We start from the raw sequence: 20,290 nt of genomic DNA on the forward strand, positions 1-20,290 counted from the left end.
TCGAAGCATCATTATATCATCGCGATGCCGGCTCATTGATCTGCAAATGATGTGATATTTTAGGTACATCCGGGCAACAAAGTTTCCGCCGCCGCCCTCTTGTTTCCAATGAAAGCGGGCGCGAGTTCCCCGCCGAAGCCAATGTTTTAAAACGATAAAAGATGAGTATTTGACGCATGTTTGTTTTCTCTGCCTGGAACTCTTCTAAATCATTGTGATTGCGCGATATTTTCCGGGCCTTTATCGCGTGAATGAGTGTCTGTTCGTCCGCAGATGCTGGAGCATATGTTTAGTTCGGAGCACGCGAACAAATGACTTCCCGGTTGTGGGATCTGGCAGAACTCTATGAAAGCGAGCAGATCAGTCTGCGGGCTTTTGTGCGTCGTATTGTCGGAAATACCGCCACGGCTGAAGATGTCGTTCAGCAAGCCTTCCTGAACCTGCTTTCCCGCTATGAAGATACGGCACAGGCGCCAGGTCCTGCTTATGTAAAGCGCACAGCGCGCAATCTTGCGCTCAATCACTTACGCGATGCCCGCCGCAGGGCGGATGTCGAAATCGAGGTCGATGAGCCCGAGCGCTTTGCCGATGCGCGACCATCGCCGGAAATGACGGTGCTTTATCGCAGCGAGCTTCATCGTCTTTTACATTCCGTCGCGCAGCTTCCGCCGCGTCGGCGCGAAGCCTTTGTTCTCAACCGGATCGAGGGGTTGAGTTATGACGAAGTTGCCGAGCGTATGGGAATTTCCCGAAATACGGTTATAACGCAGATCGTGTCAGCGCTGGCTGAACTCGACAGGCGGCTTTCAGAGTAATTATAAGCGGGAACATCAAGACGCCCATGAAGGAGTTTGAAACCGATCCGGTTTACATGAAGGCGCTGGAATGGTTTGTGCTGTTACAGGACAAAACCGTCAGCGCCGATGACCGGCGTGCGTTTTCAGCCTGGATTGCATCTGACCCTGCGCATCGAGTGGCCTATGAGCGTGCGCAGACGCTGTGGCAACGCTTCGATGCCGTGAAACCTGAATATGACCGCTTCCGCCAATCGGGCCATAAATCGGACGGTCGTGTGGGCCGGCGCGGCGTTGTTCTGGGTGGCCTTACCGCTCTCGTTCTTCTGCCTGGCGCTTATCTCTTGTCGCGTCCCGGTCTGTTTGCGACTTATCAAACGGGTGTCGGTGAACGTCGCAGCTTTACGCTTGCCGATGGAAGCACTGTCGAGCTTGGCAGCTATTCGGCGCTTTCCCTCGATTTTTCGGGCAACGGGCGCAACCTTGTGCTCCATGAAGGGCAGGGGTTCTTTCAGGTCGCCTCCGATCCGTCGCGCCCCTTTGTGGTTAGCGCCAATGGCGGCACGATCACTGCGCTCGGGACTGCTTTTGACGTGAAACTGATCGATCGGGCGGTCACTGTTTCAGTGGTTGAGCATGCAGTTTCAGTGGCTTTTGGTCAAAGCGATCCGGTGCGCCTTGATGAGGGCTGGCAGATAACTTATGGCGGTGATGAAGCGGCTTTGCCGCAACGGGCCGACCAGCAGACGGTTGAAGCCTGGCGCAATGACAGGATTATCTTTGAGGACGTTCCGCTCAGCCGAGTACTGAGCGAGCTGGAACGCTATCGTCGCGGCAGGATTTTCCTCACCGACACAGAAATCGGCAATATGCCGGTTACGGCAATTTTTGATACGCGTGATGCCGAAGCGGCTCTTGCAACCATTGCCGAAACCTTGCCGGTCAGGGTCCTGAACGGTTCCGGCTGGGTGACCGTCGTTACACGGCGATAATAACTGGATTAAAAAAATCAAATTTTTTTAAGCTACCGATCATTAGATCGCGTTTCCGAGGTGTCTAATCCTCTGAGGGGCTGCGTGGCAGCCATGAAGTAACAGGAAAATCCTGCCAAAAGCAGGGGCATCAGACATCGGGGATTAAACTATGCGCGTCGATATGAAGAGCCGAACTCAGACTGGTCGTGGCCAAGGTTCTCAGGCTCTTCTTAAAACCGGGCTGTCAGCGCATCTGCTCGCGGCAAGTGCGCTGGTTGCGGTCGCGGCATTCGCGCCAAGTACGGTTTGGGCGCAAGCCGCTGCCAACAGCCAGGTGCAGCGCACGTCGTTTGATATTGCAGCACAGCCGTTGTCCAAAGCGCTGGTGCAATACTCAAACAAAACCGGCGTTCAGCTGTTCTTTGACGCAAATATTGTGCGCGGCAAGAACTCCGGCGGTGCACAAGGTTCGCTGACACGTTCGGAAGCACTAGGCCGGATTCTCTCCGGTTCTGGCCTCACATATAGTTTGCGCGGCAATACCGTCACGATATCGGCGCAGCAATCAGTCGATGCTGGCGCGGTTGCTCCTGATGGGTCTTTGCTCCTCGATACGATTACCGTTGAAGGCAATAGTGGCAGCGACACGTCGAGGAGCGTTGTCGTTGAAAGCTCTGGCGGAGCCACCAAGACCAATACGCCGCTTATCGAGGTGCCGCAGTCAGTATCTGTTGTCAGCCGCAAGCAGATCGAGATGCAGAATGCGCAAAGCGTCACGGAAATGCTGCGTTATGTCCCCGGCGTAAGCATTGAAACCTACGGTCCGGACCCAAAAGGCTATGACTGGATTTTCATGCGCGGTTTCAACGCGCAGTCGACCAGTTCCTATCAGAACGGCCTGCGTCAGCTCTCCAATTCCTACACCTTCTTCCGTACCGATCCGTACGAACTGGATTCCATCGAAGTGCTGCGTGGTCCTGTTTCGTCGCTTTACGGACAGAGCGATGCTGGCGGTCTGGTCAATCGCGTTACCAAGAAGCCGCAGGCTGAAGCTTCGCATGAAGCATCGGTCGAATATGGCAGTTTCAATCGCAAGCAGATTGGCGTCGACCTGACCGGGCCGGTCAATGAAGACAAGACACTGCTCTATCGTCTGGTCGGCGTGGTTCGCAAGGGCAACACGCAGTTCGAATATTCCAATGGCGACGAGGTCAAGGACGATCGCTACATGATCGCGCCTTCGCTCACCTGGGCACCCGATGCGGATACGTCGTTGACGGTTTCGGGCCAGTTGCTGCGCGACGATAGTGGCGGCAGCGTGCTGCCTGCGACGATCAGCAGCCTTTATCCGAATTACCCCAATATTCTGGTTGGTGATCCTGATTTCAACCGCAGCGTCCAGAAGCAGGGCAGCATCGGCTATGAGTTTGAACATCATATCAACGACACCTGGACGGTGAAGCAGAACCTTCGCTACGGACAGGTCAGCTTCCTGCTCGACAATGTGCTGGCGCTTGGGCTCGGGCCGACCGGGATCACGCGTCAGGCGCGTCGCTTCGATGAGAATATGAGCGGGCTGGTGGTCGACAATCAGGCCATTGCGGAATTTGAAACCGGCAACATCTCCCATCAGGCACTGTTCGGCCTTGATTACTCCTATTCGGATTCCGATGTGACGCAGTATCGTGATCCGGCCCCAACGCTGAACCCGTTCAATCCGTCTTATGGTATTCCGATTTCTGTTCCGACGACGGTAACGCAAAGCTATCGCCAGAAATACAATCAGACCGGGCTTTATGCGCAGGATCAGATCAAGTTCAACGACAACTGGATTGTCACTTTGGGCGGGCGCTATGACTGGCTGGACCTCAACAGCCATAATCGTCTCGATTCCAGTGATACAGATCAGAGCATTGGGAAATTCAGCGGTCGCGCGGGTATCACCTATGTGACGCCATGGGGCATCGCGCCCTATGTCAGCTATTCGGAATCCTTTGTGCCCAATCTCGGCGCGGATAACAGCGGCAACACTTTCGATCCGTCGGAAGGCCGTCAGTGGGAAGTCGGCGTAAAATATCAGCCAAAGGAAATCGACGCGCTGTTCACGCTGGCGTGGTTCGACATCGTGAAATCGAATGTCGTTTCCTACAGCTATATCGATGGGCCACAGGCGACGGGCGAGGTGCATTCGCGCGGGCTGGAACTCGAAGGCAAGGTCGATCTGAGCTATGGCTGGGATTTCGTCGGTTCCTACACCTATACCAAGGCGGAAATCACCGAAGATGCTGCGGCGTTTATCGGCAAGCAGGTGACGATGGTGCCGGAACACCAGGCTTCGGCATGGCTCAATTACACGTTCAACAGCGGCATGCTTGAAGGCCTCAGCCTTGGTAGCGGCGTGCGTTATGTGGGTGCAAGCTATGGCGACAAAGCCAATACGATCAAGGTCGATGGCCGAACACTCGTCGATGCCGGTGTGAGCTACAAGTACAAGGACATGACCTTCCAGGTGAATGCCACAAACCTGTTTGACAAGAAGTATTTCACCACCTGCGAGGATGCGTTCAGCTGCTACGAAGGCGATCGCCGCTCGGTCATAGGCCGTGTGAAGGTCAGTTTCTGAGGCGAGCGTTTTGCTGACACGTCGCCAGATAATGTTCGGTTCGGGCCTCGCGCTTTGCGCGGGGCTTTCTGGCTTTGGTTTCAGAGCCGCCGCCGCATCTCCTCCACGTGTGGTGGCGATCGACTGGGCAGCGGCAGAAGCCATGCTTTCATTCGGTATTGTTCCCGTAGGGCTTTCCGATACAGCGTTCTATCGTCAGCGCATGGCGGCACCGGTTTTACCGGAAACGGTCGTTGATGTCGGGCCGTTCTGGGAGATCAATCTTGAAGCCCTTGCAGCGCTGAAGCCCGATTTTGTGATCGCAACGGACTATAATCTCGTGATGACGCCGCGCATCGCGGATGTTGCGCGTGTCGAGCTGGTGCCGAGCATCACAACGCCGAATGTCGAACGATACCGGCTGGCGATCGAGATACTGAACCGCGTCGCGGACTTATGCGGTGTTTCGCCTTCCGTGCCGTCTTCTGTGGTTGAGGACGCGGAAAGCCGTTTTGCAAAGGCGCGCGAGACTGTCTCGAAGCATGATTATGCGGTGGGTATCATGCTGCCTGATATCGGCGGGCGTGAAATGACCATGTATGGCGAAGGCACGCTTCCCGATGCCGTGTTGCGAAAACTCGGACTTTCCAATGTCTGGGAAGGCCCGGTCAATGGAACCGGCATGGCGCGTGTCGGACTTGATCGGCTGATGGAAAGCGCTGATGCGGCGTTTCTCGTCGTGGATATTCCTTCGCAGCGGGTTCAGACCGAACGCTCCTTACAACAGAACACGATGTGGAAATTGCTCCGACCAGTGCGCGACGGGCGCGTGGCATGGCTCAATCAATTCCATCCTTTTGGCGGTGTACCTTCTGCGGCCCATCTGGCGGATCTCATCGCCTCGGCATTGGAGAACATGGCGTGAGCAGCGTTGAAGTAACCCACGGCCGCACGCGAGCTTCCCCGCTGCGCTGGGCAATGCTGGGTTTGTCGGTCGCATTTGTATTGTCGCTCATTGTTCAGGGCTTTCTCAGCATTGCTGCGCCTGCGGAATGGCTGCGCATCGTGGCAGCTCCCAATCTGGACGATCCACGCCATGTGATCGGTTATTACAGCTTTCTGCCGCGTCTTGCGGTTGGCCTGCTTGTGGGTGGTGCGCTCGGGCTTGGCGGCGCAGTGTTTCAAACCGTTCTGCGCAATCCGCTGGCTGAACCCGGACTTCTTGGTGTTGCCTCCGGCGCGCAGATTGCACTGGCTTTCACGCTGGTTTTCGCACCCGGCCTATGGATGGCGGGCAACGAAGCCATCGCGCTCATCGGTGCTGGACTGGCACTCAGCCTTTCGCTGTTTATCGCCTCTCGCGGACGGTTTTCATCGACAACTGTCGTGCTGGCCGGCTTGATGGTCGGGCTTTATTGCAATGCAATCTTCAGCCTGCTCGTACTCTTCAATCATGATTACCTCATCAACCTGCTGACCTGGCAGGCAGGTTCCCTGCAGCAAGGTGGCTGGGAAGTCTGCCTTTATCTTCTCCCGCGTCTCCTGCCGCTTGCAGCGCTTATCTTCATCCTGCAACGGCCGCTCAATCTTCTTTCGCTTGGCGATAATCAGGCAAAGGGACTCGGTATTTCGCCAGCAATGATGCGGCTGGTTCTGCTTGCTGCCGCAGCGGCGATGGCTGCGGTTATCACCAGCAGTCTTGGACTGATTGGTATGATCGGACTTGCCGCACCAAATCTTGCACGCACTTTTGCGCCCGGACAGGATGGGCGCAGGCTCTTATGGTCGGCCTTGCTTGGTGCGTTGCTGCTGGTCGGTATCGATCAGCTGCTGCGGGCCATAGCGCCTTTCGTCGGCAACATTCCCGCGGGTGCCGCTGCAGGCCTTTTCACAGGACCAATTCTTGTCATTCTGGCAAGCCGCGTTCGTCTGCCTGCTGTGCCTTCAACGCAGGCAATCACCCCGGCGAGAGAGCAGATCAAGAAACCGCTGCACCTGCTTTTAGCGCTTTCATGCGCTCTTGCCCTTTGCATGATCATATCGGCGCTGGTGTCGAAAACACCTGAAGGCTGGAGCCTTGGCGCACCAGAGGCCGTAACATGGTGGCGTGTGCCACGTATTTTTACGGCGGCCGGCGCAGGCATATGTCTTGCGGTTGCGGGCCTTGTTCTACAGGGTACGCTCCGAAACCCGATGGCCAGTCCCGACTTGCTTGGCATTGGTTATGGCGCGGGCTTCGGGCTTGCAATCGCAGTGCTCTTCATTGGCGATGCAAGCGGCCTTTCCAAGCTTGTGGTTGCCACCATCGGTGCTTTGGTGGTGCTCAGCGCCATTGCCGGGATCGGCTGGCGTATGGCGTTCCAGCCAGAGCGTGTTCTTCTTGTCGGCGTCGGCTTGGGAAGCATGTTCCATGCTCTGATGATCCTGCTTCTTGCCAGCGGCAATCCACGTGTAGCTGGCCTCCTGAACTGGTTTTCCGGTTCCATGGGCAATATCGGCTGGAATGATGCGGCCTTGGTTTGCATCTGCGCGATTATCGTTCTGCTTGCGGCTCTTCTTTTCAGGCGCCCACTCGACCTCTTTCCGTTGGGCGATGTGACAGCGCGCGCTGTTGGCCTCAAAGTCTCGTCAAGCCGCGCGATCCTTCTTGCTCTTGCAGGTGTTGGAACAACAGCGGCAACGATCACCATTGGGCCTGTCAGTTTCATCGGTCTTATGGTGCCGCATTTTGCTGCCCTGCTCGGGTTCAGAAGCGTGACGATGCGCCTGCTCGCCAGCGCTCTGCTCGGCGCATTGCTGCTCGTTTTTGCGGATTGGCTTGGGCGCAATCTCGCTTATCCGTGGCCCATGTCTGCCGGGTTGCTCGCATCCCTCATCGGGGGCGGCTTTTTTCTCAGGTTACTTTCCAAACCAAATTAGCCAAATCAAACTAGCCAAGTAAAACTAGCCAAGTAAAATTGGATCGACCTTTAGTCTGAAAACCATTCCGGCTTTCAATCATTCCAGGCAGATTGAAGAAGTGGGTGACACTATTCGCTTTTCGCGTAAGTTCGACTGACTTCTATTGGATTTCTAGAACTCGCATTCATCGGCAAAAAATCCGTGACGAGATAATCCATCGGAGGGGCTTGACTGACAAGGACCCGATACAGAAAACCTAAACCATAAAAAGATGCATGCCTTCTGAGAAACGGGAGAAATAAACTTTGGCAGTCGGTCGTCAATCCATGCCGCCGCTCAACGCGCTGGTAGTTTTCGACAGTGCGGCTCGGCTCGGGAGTTTCTCTCGCGCAGGTTTGGAGCTCGGCCTCACCCAAAGCGCCGTCAGTCGGCAGATTGGCAAGCTGGAAGCCTTCATAGGCTCGAAACTGTTCAATCGTCTGCCTGTCGGCGTGCAGTTGACTGCTATCGGGGAGAGCTATGCCTCGGAGGTAAGCCGACTTCTGGGCGATCTGAGCGCTGTCACAGACGGCTTGCGGGCATGGATTGGGCCGCGACAAATCACGATCGCCTGTTCACGCGGGATTGCCGACCAGTGGTTCCTATCGCGAATAGGCAGGCTGAAGGCGGAAATTCCCGGAATCGAAATCCGGTTGCGTGTAACGGATGACGTGGCACATCTGCGCCTGGACGAGTTTGATCTTGCGCTATTCTATCGCAAGGAGCGGCCTATCGGGGTCAATCTGACCGTGCTGGGCCGGGAGGAAGTCGTACCCGTCTCAGCGCCAGGCGTGCCCGGCATCATGGAACAGGAGGCACCGGTTCTGCTCGCCATCGAAGATACAATGCGCGAGTGGCAGGGTTGGCCGGAATGGTGGCATGATGCCAGACTTTCTCGTCCAGCCGGTGCACTGGAATGGCGGCTCGGTGACTATGGTCTTTGTGTTGCCGCCGCAACGCAGGGCATCGGTATCACGCTTGGCTGGACTTGGCTTATCAAGGAGCAGCTTGCGAGCGGAACATTGGTCCCGGCGCACAGCCACATGATGCGGTCGGACGCCTATTTCTATCTCATGCGACCAGCTGATCGTCACCAGCGCAAAATCGTGCGGGAAGTGTCCGACTGGCTGATAGCAAGCAATGGAACAGATCCAATCACATAAAGATGATCGGATCTGTTAAACATATCATTCCTGCGGAAGAGCGACGCGGCGACGCGCAACCATGCGGAAACGGATGTATCCGATAACGGTGATTATCAGCCAGGCAACCTGTGAGATGAAGGAGCCGAGGTTGAAATTCCAGGCAAGCGAATAGATCAGCGCGACCCCGCCCAAAACATTCAGCAACGGAATGACCGGATCATCGACGGAAAAAATACGCAATTGAATCAGCGCATAGCCCAGAAGGTAAAAGAACGCGCCCACCAAGCCGATCACATCCGGCAAACCCATTTTCGATCTCCAGGATCATCAAAATCTGAAAAAGCGGGGATTGCTTTCCTGAACGAAAAGCACCCCTGCCATCACTGTTGAACGCTCCTTTATTCCTGTTCGCGCAAATGCCAAGACACACATTTCGCATGGGGGTATGCACAAAAGTCATACCCAGAAATTCGACATCAACCCTTGAAAATAAGGGGTCCGGTGAGCTACCCCACCCGCAAAAGCCAATAAGCTATGACTTAAACACAGGGGTACAGAATGCCTGAGCAAAAAAGCCAGTTTCAATTGACACGCCGCTCTTTCATGTCGGGCGCAGCCGGCTTTGGCCTTGTTGCGGCAAGTGGCATGAGTGGCCTTATCAATTCTGCAATGGCCGCAGAAGGTGATGGCACACCAAAGAAAGGCGGAGTGCTCAAGCTCGGCATTGGAGGCGGCTCTACCACAGACAATTTCGATCCGCGCCTGCTGAAGGATTGGGTTCCGGTCAATCAGGCTTACATGCTGATGAACGGCCTTGTCGAAATCGACGCCAACAACAAGGCTGTGCCTGAGCTGTTTGAAAGCTGGGAACCGTCTGCCGACGCCAAGGAATGGACCTTCAAGGTTCGTCAGGGCGTGACCTTCCACAATGGCAAGACGCTCGACGCTGACGATATCATCTATTCGATCAACCTGCATCGCGGCGAAACCACATCCGGTGCTCGTTCGCTCGCTTCGGAATTTACCGATGTCGTCAAGGTTGATGCCGCTACAGTCAAGATTGCGCTGACGAGCGGCAACGCCGATCTGCCTTACATCCTGTCCGATTATCACTTCCTCGTGGTTCCCAAGGACTGGACCGATTTCAACAAGCCGGTCGGCACCGGTCCTTTTGTCTTCGAGCGTTTCCAGCCGGGCGTGCGTTCGCGTTTCACGCGTAATGAAAGCTACTGGAAGCCCAATACGGCCTGGGTCGATGCAGTTGAAGTCATCGTCATCAATGATGTGTCGGCCCGTACCAACGCCATGATGTCCGGTCAGGTTCACGCTATCAACCAGCTTGATTTCAAGACGGTCGATCTGCTCAAGCGCAATCCGAACCTCAACATCGTCCAGTCGTCTGGCGGCCAGCATTTCTCCTTCCTGATGGACTGCACGCAGGCGCCGTTCACCGACAACAATGTTCGCCTTGCCGTCAAGCACGCCATCGACCGGGAGCAACTGCTCAAGACAGCCTTGCGCGGCTACGGACGCTTGGGTAACGACAATCCGATCCCGAGCACCGACCCGTTCTTCGACGCTGCACTGCCGCAGCGTGCCTATGATCCGGAAAAGGCAAAGTTCTATCTGAAGCAGGCTGGCATGGATTCACTGAAAATCCAGCTTTCGGCTTCTGACGCAGCCTTCACTGGCGCCGTCGATGCAGCCGCGATCTTCCGCACTGCTGCAGCCAAGTCAGGGATAGAGATCGATATCAAGCGTGAGCCGGCCGACGGATATTGGGACAATGTCTGGATGAAGGCACCGTTCTGCATGTCTTATCGTGGTGGTCGCCCGACTGCTGATCAGGCCCTGTCGGTCGCTTATGCATCCAACGCTTCGCAAAACGATACACATTGGAAGAGCGCTGACTTTGACGCCAAATTGCTCGAAGCCCGTGCAATGCTCGATCAGGCCAAGCGCAAGGAAATCTATGCCGAGCTGCAGGCCATGATCAGCAATGATGGCGGCGCGCTTATCCCAATGTTCGGCGACTATCTCGACGCCACCTCCAAGAAGCTCAAGGGCGTCACCACGCATCCGATGTTCAATCTGATGGGTGCGCGCCTTGCCGAAAAAGTCTGGCTGGAAGCATAATGTTCGTTCTAATTCTCAAGCGTGTGGGGCTCGGGCTCCTCACGCTGTTCCTCGTGTCGGCGTTGATTTTCGCCGGCACGCAGATCCTGCCGGGTGATGTGGCGTCCGCCATTCTCGGTCAGAATGCCACGCCGGAAGCGCTTGCCACGCTGCGCGAAAGCCTCGGTCTCAATCAACCGGTCCTCGCACGCTATTTCGCGTGGCTTGCAGGTTTCGTGACCGGTGATCTTGGCACCTCGCTTGCCAATCAGCAGCCGGTTGCAGAACTGCTTTGGCCACGTTTCTGGAATACGATGGCACTGGCAGCCTTTGCCGCGGTCGTCAGCGTTCCAATCGCCATCCTTCTCGGCCTTGTCACCGCGGTCAAACGCGGCGGTATTTTCGACCGTGTTATCAACATTGTGGCGCTGGCTTTCGTTTCTCTGCCCGAATATTTCCTCGGCCTGTTGTTGATCCTGTTCCTGTCGATCCGCTTCAACCTGCTGCCAAGCCTCGCCGACACCTATGAAGGCATGACCTTCCTCGAATGGATTCAGGCCACGGCCCTGCCCGCACTGACGCTGGTTCTCGTGACGGTCGCGCAGATGATGCGCATGACCCGCACGGCCGTTTTGTCGGTGATGGATCAGGCCTATGTCGAAACGGCATATCTCAAAGGACTTCGCACCAAGCGCGTTGTGACCAAGCACGCGTTGCCCAATGCGGCGGCGCCTATCGTCAATGTGGTGGCGTTCAACATCGCATACCTCATCACCGGTGTGGTGCTTGTCGAAGCTGTTTTCAACTATAACGGCCTTGGCCGCTTCATGGTTGACGCCGTTTCCAAGCGTGACCTTCCGCTCGTGCAGGCTGCGGCCCTCGTCTTTGGCGCGGCCTATGTCATTCTCAATATCATCGCCGATGTCGCTGCCATCGCGCTCAATCCGCGTCTGAGGCACCCCCGATGAAAAAGTCTATTCCCCTGACGGCGTGGGTCGGTCTTGCGATCGTCACGCTCTGCCTCCTGATGTTTCTGTTCGGCCCGCTAATCGCGCCTTATGGTCAGGAAGAAATCGTTGGTGCACCGTTTGATCCGCCATCGGCACAGTTCTGGTTCGGTCTCGATCAGAATGGTCGCGACATGCTCTCGCGCTTGCTCTTCGGTGCGCAGATGTCGATCGGCGTCTCGCTCGCAGCGTCGCTCCTGTCGTTCAGCGTTGGAGTACCGCTCGGCTTCCTTGCAGCCATCTTCGGCGGCTGGGTCGATACGATCCTTTCGCGCATCGTCGATACCGTCATGTGCATTCCCGTGCTCATTTCGGCGCTCGTCATCCTGCAGGCGCTCGGCTCGTCACTGCCGGTTCTGATCATCACCATCGCATTGCTTGATTCCACCCGCGTGTTCCGCTTAGCACGCATCGTGGCGCAGGGCGTCAATGTGCTGGAATATGCTGAAACCGCCCGTCTTCGTGGCGAAGGTCTCGGCTGGCTGATCTGGCGTGAAATCCTGCCGAATACGCTGCCGCCGCTGATTGCGGAATTCGGCCTGCGTTTTTGCTTCACCTTCCTTTTCGTGGCCGGTCTGTCGTTCCTTGGCCTTGGCATTCAGCCGCCATTCGCGGACTGGGGCGGCATGGTGAAGGACAACCAGCAGGCTATTCTCTACGGCCTCTACGCACCGCTTTTTCCGGCGGCTGCAATCGCCATCCTCACCGTTGGCGTCAACCTCGTCGTTGACTGGCTTTTGGCCGGACGCACGACCACGCAGGGAGCTGATCGATGAGCAAGGATATCGTTCTTTCAATCTCCGACCTCGTCGTCAAAGCACCCAATGACGCAACGCTTGTCGATCATGTCGATGTGACGCTGAAGCGTGGCGAAGTGCTTGGCCTTATTGGCGAGTCCGGCGCAGGCAAATCCACCATTGGCCTTGCCGCGATGGGCTATGGCCGTGGCGGCTGCAGGATCGCTGAAGGCACAGTTGTCGTTGACGATATTTCGCTGATGGATGGCACCCGCGAGACCCGTGAAAAGGCGCGCGGCGCACGCATCGCCTATGTGGCACAAAGTGCGGCGGCGTCGTTTAATCCGGCGCACCGCATTGGCGATCAGATCATGGAAGGCCCGCTCTATCATGGCCTGATGACCAAGGCAGAAGCCAAGGCATGGATGCTGGAACTGCTGCATACATTGCAGCTTCCGGATGCCGACACTTTTGGTGATCGCTATCCGCATCAGGTTTCCGGTGGTCAGTTGCAGCGTGCCATGGTCGCCATGGCCATGTCCTGCCGCCCGGATATTCTGGTGCTGGACGAGCCGACAACCGCGCTGGACGTCACGACCCAGATCGAAGTGCTGGCACTCCTGCGCAGCCTGATCCAGCGTTACAACACTGCCGCTCTTTACATCACGCATGACCTTGCAGTCGTGGCCCAAATTGCCGACCGCATCATGGTTCTGCGTCACGGCAAAATGGTCGAGCTTGGTTCTGCAGAAGAAATTCTCGAAGCGCCAAAGCAGGACTATACCCAGCGTCTGGTGTCTGAGCGTGAATCGAGCATTTCGGGCGAACAGGCCGAACACAAGACCGGCGAAATCCTGCTCGAAGTGAAAAACGCAACCGCCTATTACGGCAAGAAGCTCGTCCTGACCGATGTGGGTTGCTACATCCGTCGCAGCGAAACGCTTGCGGTCGTGGGTGAATCCGGTTCCGGAAAATCAACGCTTGCGCGCATTATTGCAGGCCTGCCGCCACACTCAAGCGGTATCATCACGCTTGCCGGGCAGCGGCTGGAAGCGAACTACAAAAAGCGCTCGCGCGAAGAACTGCGCCGCATTCAGCTGGTTTACCAGCTTCCGGACGTGGCATTGAACCCACGCCAGACCGTTGGTGAGATCATCGGTCGTCCGATGAAGTTCTATTTCGGCATGAATGAGGACCAGCGCGAGATCGAGGTCCAGCGTCTGCTTGAACTGATCGGCCTGCCTGCCGACTTTGCGAACCGCCTTCCGGGCGCACTTTCAGGCGGACAGAAACAACGCGTGTGTATCGCCCGCGCGCTGGCAGCAAAGCCTGATCTTATCATCTGCGATGAAGTCACCTCGGCGCTTGACCCGCTCGTGGCTGAGGAAATTCTCAGACTTCTGCGCAAGTTGCAGGACGAATTGCACGTGTCATATCTCTTCATCACCCACGACCTTGGCGTCGTCCGTCGGCTCGCCGACCGCACCATGGTGATGCAGAAGGGCAAGGTGGTCGAAACCGGCACCACGAAGGCAATCTTCGAACCGCCTTACGAGCCCTATACGGAGCAGCTCATCACATCCGTTCCGGAGCTGCGCCGCGACTGGCTGGACGACATACTCAAGGCTCGCGCCGCCAGCTAAACTACCGATGCGGCGCTAATGCCGCACCGGCTCCTCTTTATTGAAATTGGAACCGATCATGACCGTCAATATCACCGAGCACCTGTGGATCACTCTGAAAGATGGCACCCGTCTTGGCGCGCGCCTGTGGCTGCCTGAAGGCGCTGAGGCAAATCCCGTTCCTGCCGTGCTCGAATATATTCCATACCGCAAGCGTGATGGCACCCGTGGCCGCGATGAGCCAATGCATGGCTATTTCGCACAGAACGGCTATGCCGCGATCCGTGTCGACATGCGTGGTACGGGCGAATCCGATGGACATATGGCTGACGAATACATCCAGCAGGAACAGGATGACGCGCTGGAAGTCATCGCCTGGATCGCTGAGCAACCATGGTGCAGCGGCAATGTCGGCATGATGGGCAAGAGCTGGGGGGGCTTCAACGGCCTTCAGGTCGCAGCCTGCCGTCCACCAGCATTGAAGGCGATCATCACCGCCTATTCGACCGACGACCGTTTCCGCGACGACATCCACTACATGGGCGGCCTGCTGCTCAATGATAATCTCTGGTGGGGCACCATCATGCTCGCCTATCAGTCGCGTCCGCTCGATCCGGCGATTGTGGGTGCCGGTTGGCGCGATGCATGGATTGAACGTCTGGAACGCCTGCCATTCTTCCCGGCGCTCTGGCTTGAACACCAGCATTACGATGAATACTGGAAGCATGGCTCGGTCTGCGAAGACTGGTCAGCAATCCAGTGCCCGGTTCTCGCCATTGGCGCATGGGCCGACAGTTACACCAATGCTGTTCCGCGCCTGCTCGAAAACCTGCAGGTTCCTGCGCGCGGCATTATCGGCCCTTGGGGTCACGTCTATCCGCAGGACGGCCTGCCGGGTCCGGCAATCGGCTTCCTGCAGGAAGCAGTGCGCTGGTGGGACCAGTGGCTCAAGGGCAAAGACACCGGCATCATGGACGAGCCGAAGCTGCGCGCCTATGTCTGCGACACCATCGAGCCGACTGGCTCCCGCTACTTCACCAATGGACGCTGGGTTGGCGAACAGAACTGGCCGTCGACGGAAATCACGCCTAAGTCCTTCGCGCTTGGTGCAGATTTCACGCTGGGCAAGGCCGATGCCGCCAAGGCTGTGCTTTCGATTTCCTCGCCAAACAGCCACGGTAAGGCTGGCGGCGAATGGATGGCAACGGGTTGCCCCGGCGAACACCCGACCGATCAGCGTCTTGACGATGGCGGCTCGCTCAACTTCGACACACCCGTCCTGACCGAAGATCTTGAAATTCTGGGTGCGCCGGTTGCTCGCCTGACATTTACCGTTGATCAACCGGTTGCACAGGTTTCGCTGCGCCTGAGCGACGTTCTGCCGGATGGCCGCATCACTCGCGTCAGCTATCAGGTCTTCAACCTCAACCACATCAACGGCCATGACAAGCCGGAAATGCTGGTGCCGGGCAAGACCTATGAAATCGCGATCAAGCTCAACGATAGTGGCTATAGCTTCAAGAAGGGCCATCGCATCCGTCTTTCGGTTGCAACGGGTTACTGGCCGATGGTCTGGCCATCGCCAAAGCGCGTGATGCTGACGCTCGACACCGCCACATCGTTTCTCGATCTGCCCGTGCGCCTGCCGTCTGCTGACGATGCGAAGGTTTGCTTCCAGAAGCCAGCGCATGGCCCGGCAACACCGATGACCCAGCTTGATCCGGGCAGCGTACGCCGCTGGACCGAACAGGATCACGTCACCGGCGAAACGCTCTATGTGACGGAAGGCATCGGCGGTCTGTTCGGCGAAGGTATCTTGCGCTTTGACGATCTCGACACACAGTTGAGCCACAGTCTCAAGCGCGAGCTGCGCGTCAATGACAATGACCCGCTGTCGGCATCCTATGTGCTGACACAGGCCTATCAGATGGGTCGTGAAGGCTGGATGATCGACATCAAAAGCATCACGAAGATGCATTCAGATGCTGAGAGTTTCTACATTTCCGGCGTACTGACGGCGAAGGAAAATGGCGAGACGGTCAAAATCCGCGAATGGAACCAGACTATTCCGCGCGACCATCTTTAAATGGTCACCACCAGCGTCAGTCCACTTTATTGGATTGACGCTGGTGATGAAACATATGCCGGACGGCACAATGCCAGTTCAATTCAGCTGAACAAAACGTCGTCGGACGTCAACTCGCTCAGCAAGACACCTTCAATTACAATCCCATTCGTTGCGCCATCGATGCTGACGAAAACACCGTCTGGTGTATCAACTGACGCCGCGACGAAGCTGGCGAAATCAGTTATGACCTCAGTATCCCGGAACAAAAGCACATCGCCACCTTGGACATCAAAGTCGGTGACGTGATCAATATCGTTGGATTGCAGTGATGCATTGTCCCAAATGAATGTATCGGCTTCAGTTCCACCGCTGAGAGTGTCTGCACCGGTTCCGCCCAATAACCGGTCAGAGCTTGCGCCACCGTACAGTTTATCATCGCCCTCGCCACCGAGAAGGCTGTCCAGCCCAAACGCTCCATGGATCACGTCGTTGCCCCCGCGACCATTATAGGTATCGTTCCCACTCAAACCTTCACGATAACTCTCGATGCTGACGATGCGGTCATCGCCGTTTCCGCCGAATACCTGAGCACCCTGATAGGCGGAGATGACACTGATGTTGAACACCTCGGTCGAGGTATAGTCGGCGGCGTCGAACTTGAAACCGGCTGCCACATCGTCGAAAGTGACGGCCAATGTATCAATACCGTCGCCTCCATCAATGGTGCCAAGTCCTCCATCCGAATAGATCGAAAACGTGTCGTTTCCGGCACCGCCGTGCATTTCAAACCAATAGCCACTATAGCCACTGTCTATTGATCCTGCGGTGAAGTAGTCGTTTCCGTCGCCTCCAAACAAGATATCGCCGTCCGTGTCCGTGTTCTGTAAATAGTCGTCGCCTGCTCCACCCAATAATATGTCGGTTCCAGCTCCGCCGTAGAGACGGTCATTGCCATCTCCTCCATTCAGCGTGTCGTTACCTTCGTCGCCCATCAGGGTATCGTTTCCCCTGCCGCCGCTGAGCTTATCGTTGCCATCATTACCGGACAGCGTGTCATTGCCATTACCGCCGTCGATCACATCATCACCGCTGCCGCCCTTGATCTGGTCGTCACCATCCCCGCCCAGTAGATTGTCGTGGCCCGCTCCACCGGTTATCTGGTCGTTGCCAGTACCGCCTCGCACATAATCATTGCCCGCGCCTGCATGTATGTTGGCAAACTGGAAGCCCGTAGCATCTATAGTATCATTGCCCGCGCCGGTCTTGAGGTTGAGGCGTTCCAGATCGGTGAAGTAGAGGTGATCAAAGCTTGAGCTGCCATCTCCCCAATAGGCATGTCCCTGCATTGCGTTAAACGCAACTGAGTCTGAACGATTGGATAAATCGGTAACGAGCGTATCAACCCCTTCACCACCTCTTGCCGCACCGCCCGAAAAATTGAATATGAGGCGGTCGTTGCCGCTGGCGCCGTTTAATTCATCGAACTCCGGCACATTGCGCCATGTTGTTGTCAGGACGTCATCGCCCGCACCGCCGTCGATGATATCGCTACCAAGACCTCCGTCGACGATGTCATTTCCCGCAAGGGCCCAGATGCGGTCATTCTCTTCCGTGCCAACTATAGTATCGGCATCATTGGTTCCAACGATCTTCGGCATCGCATGTCCTCCTACTGAATATAGCAGAAGTATGGGCGAATATTTTATCATAGTTAAATAAGATAATATTACATTCAAAACTATTTTGATTATCAAAGTAATTTAATGATAGATATTATGGTATATGGAAGATAATTGTAAATTATAAATCGACTTGGTTGTGAGCCGATATTCTCATCGAAGCGAAGTGCGATTTGGAACGGAAGCTTCGATTATTTTCATCCAGATGGATGCTTCCTCGACCGTAACTGACCGGTGTATGGACGGTACGATTAGGCTTCGTACTCAGTCCCTATTGCAATAGCAGTGCGCGCTTGCTTAATTGAAAAAATGGCGTTTACCCTGCGGCAGTTACAATACTTCATCGCTGTGGCCGAACAGGGGTCTGTGACCCGTGCGGCGCAGAAACTATCCATTTCCCAATCGTCCGTTACAGAAGCCGTCAAAGAACTTGAGACGGACCTGAATGTAGAGCTTTTCGAACGGCACCCTCGCGGCCTTACCGTTACACATAACGGTCATCAGTTTTTGCGCCACGCAACGAAAATTCTGGCAGACGTATCGGATGCCCGCCGCTCCTTCACGGACAATCGCATTCAGGAAAAAGGTAAACTCAATCTCGGCGTCACCTCGCTCGTCGCGGGTTATGTGCTGTCGGACCTGCTTGCCCGCTATCGCCGGGCTTTTCCCGGCGTTGAAATCAGCGCCATTGAGGATAATGGTTCCTATCTTGAACATCTCCTGGTCGGTGGTGAACTGGATGTGGCAGTGATGGTTATCTCCAATCTCCGGGACCGTATGGCACTTCACGCGGAAATTCTCGAAACCTCGCCCTATCGGCTGTGGCTGCCTCTGGGCCATCCGCTGGTCCCGACGGACAGCATTTCGGTAAGCGATATCGCGAAGGAACCTCTGATCATGCTGACGGTTGATGAAATCGAGGAAAATACCGGCAAGCTTCTGGCCGCCCTCGGCGCCCGTCCGCATGTGGCTTTTCGCACGCGTTCAGTGGAAGCCGTGCGCAGTTTGGTAGCCACCGGTGCAGGCATCGCGCTCCTTCCCGATCTCGTCTATCGCCCATGGTCGCTGGAAGGTGATCGGATCGAAAGCCGCGATGTCTCTGGGTCACTGCCTGTCGTGCAGGTCGGCATGGCCTGGCGCAAGGGATCGAGCCTGCCCCAATCCGCGCGTGACTTTATTGGCATTGCCGAAGCGGCCCGTTCCGGCAGACTGCGTTAGTCTTCGATATCGGGAAAACCGATATCAGCTTTTCGATAAATGAATTTGCGAAAGGCAAGGTTTCAGCACACGATCCGTTCCGGGAACAAAATCACTGAATGTGAAAAAACGGGAGTGGTCGATGAAAAAGATTCTGCAATCCTGTACCGCTTTGATGGCTGTCGCAAGCTTTGCGACGCAGGCCATCGCCGCCGAACCGCTGAAAGCGATCGGCGAAGGTGAAGGCGCGCTGAGCATCGTGGCCTGGGCGGGCTATATTGAACGCGGCGAGACCGACAAGAACTACGACTGGGTTACGGATTTCGAGAAGGAAACCGGCTGCAAGGTCAGCGTGAAGACCGCCGCCACTTCCGATGAAATGGTCGCGCTGATGAATGAAGGCGGCTTCGATCTGGTCACCGCTTCCGGTGACGCCTCTCTCCGCCTCGTGGCTGGAAAGCGTGTTCAGCCGATCAATACTGACCTTATCCCAAGCTGGAAGACCGTAGACGAACGGCTGCAAAATGCGCCGTGGTTCACCGTCAAGGACGTGCATTACGGTGTGCCCTATCTCTGGGGGCCGAATGTGCTGATGTACAACACCGACGTCTTCAAGGACGAAGCGCCGAAGAGCTGGAACGTGGTGTTCGAAGAACAGAACCTGCCGGATGGCAAGTCCAACAAGGGCCGCGTGCAGGCCTATGACGGCCCAATCTATATTGCGGACGCCGCCCTCTATCTCATGAAGCACAAGCCGGAACTTGGTATCAAGAATCCGTACGAACTCAATGAAGACCAGTATAAGGCAGCACTTGATCTCTTGCGTGGACAGCGCAAGCTCGTCAGCCGTTATTGGCATGACGCCATGATCCAGATTGACGATTTCAAGAATGAAGGTGTCGTGGCTTCCGGCTCATGGCCGTTCCAGGTCAATCTTCTGAAATCGGAAAACGCAAAGATTGGCTCGACTTTCCCGGAGGAAGGTGCGACCGGCTGGGCCGACACCACCATGCTGCATGTGGATAGCGAGCACCCCAATTGTGCCTATAAGTGGTTCGAGCATTCGCTAAAACCGAAAGTTCAGGGCGATGCCGCAGCCTGGTTCGGTGCGGTACCGTCGGTTCCGGCAGCCTGCAAGGGTAATGCGCTCCTGACCGACGAAGGCTGCGCGACCAACGGCTTCGATAATTTCGCCAAGATCAGCTTCTGGCGCACGCCGACAGCCAAATGCGAAAGCCAGGGCGAATGCGTGCCCTATCATCGCTGGGTATCGGATTATATCGGCGTCATTGGCGGTCGCTGACATCGACTATCATAAGCTCGAAGATCGCCCTTCCTTCTGTTGAAGGAAGGGAACGGAAAGACGTGCCCGCCCGCCAACAGAGGCTGGCGCTCCATGATGGATAGAAC

Annotated in this window: 15 protein-coding genes; 13 read left to right on the forward strand and 2 right to left on the reverse strand. The window is 56.1% G+C overall.

The features are described 5' to 3' along the window. Nucleotides 1–311 precede the first annotated feature (311 nt). The 6 genes from CES86_RS22230 to CES86_RS22255 all read left to right on the forward strand — a co-directional run bounded on the left by CES86_RS22230 (nt 312) and on the right by CES86_RS22255 (nt 8,473). Nucleotides 312–815, forward strand: coding sequence for an RNA polymerase sigma factor (locus CES86_RS22230; RefSeq protein WP_029928614.1), 504 nt, complete (start codon nt 312–314; stop codon nt 813–815). A 26-nt stretch (nt 816–841) separates the two neighbouring features. Continuing rightward, nucleotides 842–1,786 (forward strand): FecR family protein, encoded by a 945-nt coding sequence (locus tag CES86_RS22235; protein ID WP_094515479.1) that lies wholly within the window; start codon nt 842–844, stop codon nt 1,784–1,786. 151 nt (nt 1,787–1,937) lie between these two features. Then, nucleotides 1,938–4,391 carry a TonB-dependent siderophore receptor gene (locus tag CES86_RS22240; protein ID WP_029928611.1) on the forward strand — a complete coding sequence of 818 codons (2,454 nt, stop codon included), beginning with the start codon at nt 1,938–1,940 and terminating at the stop codon, nt 4,389–4,391. Between the two features lie 10 nt (nt 4,392–4,401). Next, nucleotides 4,402–5,295 carry an ABC transporter substrate-binding protein gene (locus CES86_RS22245; RefSeq protein WP_226622698.1) on the forward strand — a complete coding sequence of 298 codons (894 nt, stop codon included), beginning with the start codon at nt 4,402–4,404 and terminating at the stop codon, nt 5,293–5,295. Next, complete coding sequence (fhuB, locus tag CES86_RS22250) at nt 5,292–7,289, forward strand: Fe(3+)-hydroxamate ABC transporter permease FhuB (protein WP_094515480.1); 1,998 nt, start codon at nt 5,292–5,294, stop codon at nt 7,287–7,289. Before CES86_RS22245 ends, fhuB begins: the two co-directional genes overlap by 4 nt. A gap of 287 nt (nt 7,290–7,576) precedes the next feature. Beyond that, nucleotides 7,577–8,473 carry a LysR family transcriptional regulator gene (locus tag CES86_RS22255; protein ID WP_010660512.1) on the forward strand — a complete coding sequence of 299 codons (897 nt, stop codon included), beginning with the start codon at nt 7,577–7,579 and terminating at the stop codon, nt 8,471–8,473. 24 nt (nt 8,474–8,497) lie between these two features. On the opposite strand, the gene CES86_RS22260 is transcribed toward CES86_RS22255, so the two are convergent. Continuing rightward, nucleotides 8,498–8,764, reverse strand: coding sequence for a CBU_0592 family membrane protein (locus CES86_RS22260; protein ID WP_010660511.1), 267 nt, complete (start codon nt 8,762–8,764; stop codon nt 8,498–8,500). A gap of 249 nt (nt 8,765–9,013) precedes the next feature. Between CES86_RS22260 and CES86_RS22265 the strand changes: the two genes are divergently transcribed. Genes CES86_RS22265 through CES86_RS22285 form a run of 5 tightly spaced genes read left to right on the forward strand, consistent with a single transcriptional unit; the run spans nt 9,014 to nt 16,022 of the window. After that, nucleotides 9,014–10,591 carry an ABC transporter substrate-binding protein gene (locus CES86_RS22265; protein WP_010660510.1) on the forward strand — a complete coding sequence of 526 codons (1,578 nt, stop codon included), beginning with the start codon at nt 9,014–9,016 and terminating at the stop codon, nt 10,589–10,591. Further along, nucleotides 10,591–11,538 carry an ABC transporter permease gene (locus CES86_RS22270; protein ID WP_010660509.1) on the forward strand — a complete coding sequence of 316 codons (948 nt, stop codon included), beginning with the start codon at nt 10,591–10,593 and terminating at the stop codon, nt 11,536–11,538. Before CES86_RS22265 ends, CES86_RS22270 begins: the two co-directional genes overlap by 1 nt. Further along, entirely contained in the window at nt 11,535–12,353 is an 819-nt protein-coding gene (locus CES86_RS22275; RefSeq protein ID WP_010660508.1) for an ABC transporter permease, read from the forward strand. Before CES86_RS22270 ends, CES86_RS22275 begins: the two co-directional genes overlap by 4 nt. Further along, nucleotides 12,350–13,957 carry an ABC transporter ATP-binding protein gene (locus tag CES86_RS22280; protein WP_010660507.1) on the forward strand — a complete coding sequence of 536 codons (1,608 nt, stop codon included), beginning with the start codon at nt 12,350–12,352 and terminating at the stop codon, nt 13,955–13,957. Before CES86_RS22275 ends, CES86_RS22280 begins: the two co-directional genes overlap by 4 nt. 58 nt (nt 13,958–14,015) lie before the next feature. After that, nucleotides 14,016–16,022 carry a CocE/NonD family hydrolase gene (locus tag CES86_RS22285; RefSeq protein ID WP_094515481.1) on the forward strand — a complete coding sequence of 669 codons (2,007 nt, stop codon included), beginning with the start codon at nt 14,016–14,018 and terminating at the stop codon, nt 16,020–16,022. A gap of 83 nt (nt 16,023–16,105) precedes the next feature. Here CES86_RS22285 and CES86_RS28235 read toward each other — a convergent pair whose 3' ends face one another. Continuing rightward, on the reverse strand, nt 16,106–17,662 hold the full coding sequence (locus CES86_RS28235; protein ID WP_029928601.1) for a calcium-binding protein: 1,557 nt from the start codon (nt 17,660–17,662) through the stop codon (nt 16,106–16,108). Between the two features lie 330 nt (nt 17,663–17,992). Here CES86_RS28235 and CES86_RS22295 point away from each other — a divergent pair, with 330 nt between their 5' ends. Together CES86_RS22295 and CES86_RS22300 are read left to right on the forward strand one after the other, a co-directional pair. Continuing rightward, on the forward strand, nt 17,993–18,901 hold the full coding sequence (locus CES86_RS22295) for a LysR family transcriptional regulator (protein ID WP_029928592.1): 909 nt from the start codon (nt 17,993–17,995) through the stop codon (nt 18,899–18,901). A 121-nt stretch (nt 18,902–19,022) separates the two neighbouring features. Beyond that, entirely contained in the window at nt 19,023–20,183 is a 1,161-nt protein-coding gene (locus tag CES86_RS22300; RefSeq protein WP_094515482.1) for an ABC transporter substrate-binding protein, read from the forward strand. Nucleotides 20,184–20,290 lie beyond the last annotated feature (107 nt).

This window comes from Brucella lupini, assembly GCF_002252535.1.
In the GTDB taxonomy this organism is placed as follows: domain Bacteria; phylum Pseudomonadota; class Alphaproteobacteria; order Rhizobiales; family Rhizobiaceae; genus Brucella; species Brucella anthropi.